The 4,246-nt window shown below is 63.4% G+C and carries 4 protein-coding genes; all 4 read left to right on the top strand.

Annotated elements, in window-relative coordinates:
- A partial coding sequence (locus DU475_RS23140) for a microcin C ABC transporter permease YejB (protein ID WP_164633446.1) occupies positions 1-1,022 on the top strand: 1,022 nt, incomplete at its 5' end.
- Entirely contained in the window at positions 1,022-2,200 is a 1,179-nt protein-coding gene (locus tag DU475_RS23145; protein WP_164633447.1) for an ABC transporter permease, read from the top strand. The genes DU475_RS23140 and DU475_RS23145, both read left to right, overlap by 1 nt.
- A gap of 5 nt (positions 2,201-2,205) precedes the next feature.
- On the top strand, positions 2,206-3,843 hold the full coding sequence (locus DU475_RS23150; RefSeq protein WP_164633448.1) for an ABC transporter ATP-binding protein: 1,638 nt from the start codon (positions 2,206-2,208) through the stop codon (positions 3,841-3,843).
- Positions 3,844-3,850: 7 nt separating this feature from the next.
- Positions 3,851-4,246: NUDIX domain-containing protein (locus DU475_RS23155; RefSeq protein WP_164633449.1), on the top strand; the 396-nt coding region annotated here is incomplete at its 3' end.

Below are 4,246 nucleotides of genomic sequence, written 5' to 3' on the forward strand. Positions count from 1 at the left end.
CGCCGGGCGGGCCTGTCGAACGGGTGATCGCGCAGATCTCTGGTGCCGACACAGGCGCGTCGTCGCGCGTCTCCGGCTCGTCCGGCGGCGATTTCGGTTCGCGGCCGCAAGCGGCGGGGGCGGCCGATGCGGTCAACTCGAAATATCGCGGTGCGCAGGGCCTCGATCCCGAATTCGTCAAGAGTTTGGAGAGACAGTTCGGCTTCGACAAGCCGGCACCCGAGCGCTTTGCGATCATGCTGTGGAATTTCGCCCGGTTCGATTTCGGCAACAGCTACTTCCGCGACGTCAGCGTCCTGCAATTGATCAAGGAGAAGCTGCCGGTCTCGATGTCGCTCGGAATCTGGATGACGCTACTGACCTACCTGGTGTCGATCCCGCTCGGCATCCGCAAGGCGGTCCAGGACGGCTCGAAGTTCGACACCTGGACTTCGGCGGTGATCATCATCGGGTTTGCGATCCCGGGCTTCCTGTTTGCGATCCTGTTGATCATTCTGTTCGCTGGCGGCTCGTTCTTCAGCTGGTTTCCGCTGCGCGGGCTGACATCCGACGGCTGGAGCGATTTTCCCTGGTACTGGAAGATCATCGACTATTTCTGGCACCTGACCTTGCCGCTGATCTCGATGGCGCTCGGCGCGTTCGCCACCATGACGCTGCTGACCAAGAACTCATTCCTCGACGAGATCCGCAAGCAATACGTCATGACCGCGCGCGCCAAGGGCTGCAGCCAGACCCAGGTGCTGTATGGTCACATCTTCCGCAACGCCATGCTGATCGTGATCGCCGGGTTTCCGAGCGCCTTTATCGGCGCGTTCTTTTCCGGATCGCTGCTGATCGAGACCATCTTTTCGCTCGACGGGCTCGGCCTGCTCGGTTTCGAGAGCGTGTTGAACCGGGATTATCCGGTGGTGTTCGGAACGCTGTTCGTGTTTTCGCTGGTCGGCCTGGTGGTGAACCTGATCTCCGATCTCACCTATATGTGGATCGATCCGCGGATCGACTTCGAGGCGCGGGACGTCTGATGACGCTGATCGCACGCGAGCCGATCGAGAGCACCACCAACATGCCGCTGGGCGAGGCAGTACCGCCGACGCGAAACCGGCTGGCGCTGTCGCCGCTGAACAAGCGGCGGTGGCAGAACTTCAAGGCCAATCGCCGTGGCTACTGGTCCTTGTGGATATTCCTGGTGCTGTTCGGGGTGTCGCTGTTTGCCGAGTTCATCGCCAATAACCGGCCGCTGCTGATCAAGCTCGACGGTCATTACTATTTCCCGGCGGTGGTGACGTATTCCGAGACCACCTTCGGCGGCGATTTCGAGACGGCGGCCGATTACCGCGACCCATATTTGCAGAAGCTGATCGCCGACAAGGGAGGCGTCGTGGTCTGGCCTCCGATCCGTTACTCCTACGGAACCCACAATCTCGATCTGCCGACGCCGGCGCCGTCGAAACCGACCTGGATGCTGACCGAACAGGAATGCGCGGCGGTGGTCGCCAAGAAAGGCGTCAAGAGCTGTCGAGACCTCGAGTACAACTGGCTCGGGACCGACGATCAGGGTCGCGACGTGGTGGCGCGGCTGATCTACGGCTTCCGGATCTCGATCCTGTTCGGCCTGAGCCTGACGATTGTGTCGTCGATCATCGGCATTGCGGCCGGCGGTATCCAGGGCTATTTCGGCGGATGGGTCGATCTGACCTTCCAGCGCTTGATCGAAGTCTGGACCGCGATCCCGTCGCTGTATCTGCTGCTGATCCTGTCGTCGGTGCTGGTGCCGGGCTTCTTCGTGCTGCTCGGCATTTTGTTGCTGTTTTCCTGGGTGTCGCTGGTCGGTCTGGTGCGCGCCGAATTCCTGCGCGGCCGCAATTTCGAATATATCACCGCGGCTCGCGCGCTGGGTGTTTCCAATGCCAAGATCATGGTGCGGCACCTGCTGCCGAACGCGATGGTGGCGACCATGACGTTTCTGCCGTTCATCGTCTCGTCCTCGGTGATGACGCTCACCGCGCTCGACTTCCTCGGCTTCGGCCTGCCGCCCGGCTCGCCGTCGCTCGGGGAATTGCTGGCGCAGGGCAAGGCCAACGTCCAGGCGCCCTGGCTCGGCTTCACCGGCTTCTTCGCGGTTGCGGTCATGCTGTCGCTGCTGATCTTCATCGGCGAGGCCGTTCGCGACGCCTTCGACCCGCGCAAGACGTTCAGGTGAGCCGCATGGACGCGATCAACCAGCCCCTGCTCGACGTCAGCGATCTGTCGGTTGCGTTTCACCAGCCGAGCGGCACCACCACCGCGGTCGACCGTGTTTCGTACCAGATCAAACGCGGCGAATGCGTCGCGCTGGTCGGTGAGTCCGGTTCGGGCAAGTCGGTCAGTGCGCTGTCGATCCTGAAGCTGCTGCCTTATCCGAGCGCTTCGCATCCGTCCGGTCAGATCCGGTTCAAGGGCCGCGATCTGCTCGGGATGTCGGAGCACGAGATTCGCGGCATTCGCGGCAACGAAATCTCGATCGTGTTTCAGGAGCCGATGACCTCGCTCAATCCGCTGCACACGATCGAGCAGCAGATCGGCGAGATCCTGCAACTGCACAGCGGTCCGCGCGGCGCCAAGGCGCGGGCGCGGATCGTCGAACTGCTGACCCAGGTCGGCATTCCCGAGCCCGAGACGCGGCTTGCCAGCTATCCGCATCAACTGTCCGGCGGCCAGCGGCAGCGGGTGATGATTGCGATGGCGCTGGCCAACGAGCCGGATCTGCTGATCGCCGACGAGCCGACTACCGCGCTCGACGTCACCGTGCAGGCGCAGATTCTGGCGCTGCTTGCCGACATCCGCGCCAGACTCGGGATGAGCATGCTGTTCATCACCCACGATCTCGGCATCGTCCGCCGCATCGCCGACACCGTCTGCGTGATGCACACCGGCAAGATCGTCGAGCAGGGGCCTGTCGAACAAGTCTTCACCGCACCTCAGCACGCCTACACGCAGGCGCTGCTCGCCGCCGAGCCGAAGCCGGATCCGGCCCCGCCGCGTCCCGACGCGCCGGTCGTGATTTCGACCGACGATCTCAAGGTCTGGTTTCCGATCAAGCGCGGGCTGCTGCGCAAGACCGTCGGCCATATCAAGGCGGTGGACGGCGTGACGCTCGCGATCCGCAAGGGCGAGACGCTCGGTGTGGTCGGCGAGTCCGGTTCGGGCAAGACCACGCTGGGACTGGCGATGTTGCGGCTGATCTCCTCCGAAGGCCCGATCGTGTTTCTGTCCAACAATATCCAGGGGTTGAAGTTCAAGCAGATGCGGCCGTTCCGCCGCGACATGCAGATCGTATTTCAGGATCCGTTCGGCGCGCTCAGCCCGCGCATGTCGGTCGGCGACATCATCGCCGAGGGACTGAGCGTGCACCAGCCGCAGATCGGCGAGGCCGAGCGCGAGGCGCGGGTGGTCAAGGCGCTCACGGATGTCGGTCTCGATCCGGCGACGCGCTTCCGTTATCCGCATGAGTTCTCCGGCGGCCAGAGGCAGCGCATCTCGATCGCGCGCGCAGTGGTGCTGGAGCCGAACTTCGTCGTGCTCGACGAGCCGACCAGCGCGCTCGACATGTTGTTTCAGGCGCAGATGGTCGACCTGCTGCGCGAATTGCAGCGCAAGCGCGATCTCACTTACATGTTCATTTCCCACGACCTGCGAGTCGTCGCCTCGCTCGCCAGTCATCTGATCGTCATGAAGCACGGCAAGGTCGTCGAGGAAGGCCCGGCGGCGGAGCTGTTCAAAAACCCGAAGACGGATTATACGCGAGCGCTGTTTGCCGCCGCGTTCCGGCTCGAAACCGCTCCGGACGTCGCCGCGGCGCAATAGGTGCTTGATGAGCGAACGTGACGAAACTGATCAGCTCGCGGATCGCGCGGCCGATGTTACCGTGTCGGTGCCCGAGACGATCGGGAAGGGCTTTATGGCCTACGAACGCTACGAGGTTTCGCTGCGGCGCGAGGGCGAACCTCCGTTGCTGCAGCAGCGCGATGTGCTGCGCGCCAGCCGGGTCGCCGCGGTGATCCCGATCGATCTCGCACGGGACGCGGTGGTGCTGATCCGTCAGTTCAGGCTGCCGGCGCATTTCGCAACCGGGCGCGGCGACATGGTCGAGATCGTTGCCGGGCGGATCGATCCGCACGAAACCGATGCCGAGGCCGCGCGACGTGAATGCATCGAGGAGATCGGGGTCGCTCCCGATCAGCTCGCGGAGCTGTACTGCGTCTGGCTC

The sequence above is a fragment of the Rhodopseudomonas sp. WA056 genome (assembly GCF_010906995.1).
Classification (GTDB): Bacteria; Pseudomonadota; Alphaproteobacteria; order Rhizobiales; family Xanthobacteraceae; genus Rhodopseudomonas; species Rhodopseudomonas palustris_G.

Coding starts and splice junctions, on each gene's coding strand:
- DU475_RS23145 (WP_164633447.1), top strand. CDS start 1,022: ATGACGCTGATCGCACGCGAGCCGATCGAGAGCACCACCAACATGCCG.
- DU475_RS23150 (WP_164633448.1), top strand. CDS start 2,206: ATGGACGCGATCAACCAGCCCCTGCTCGACGTCAGCGATCTGTCGGTT.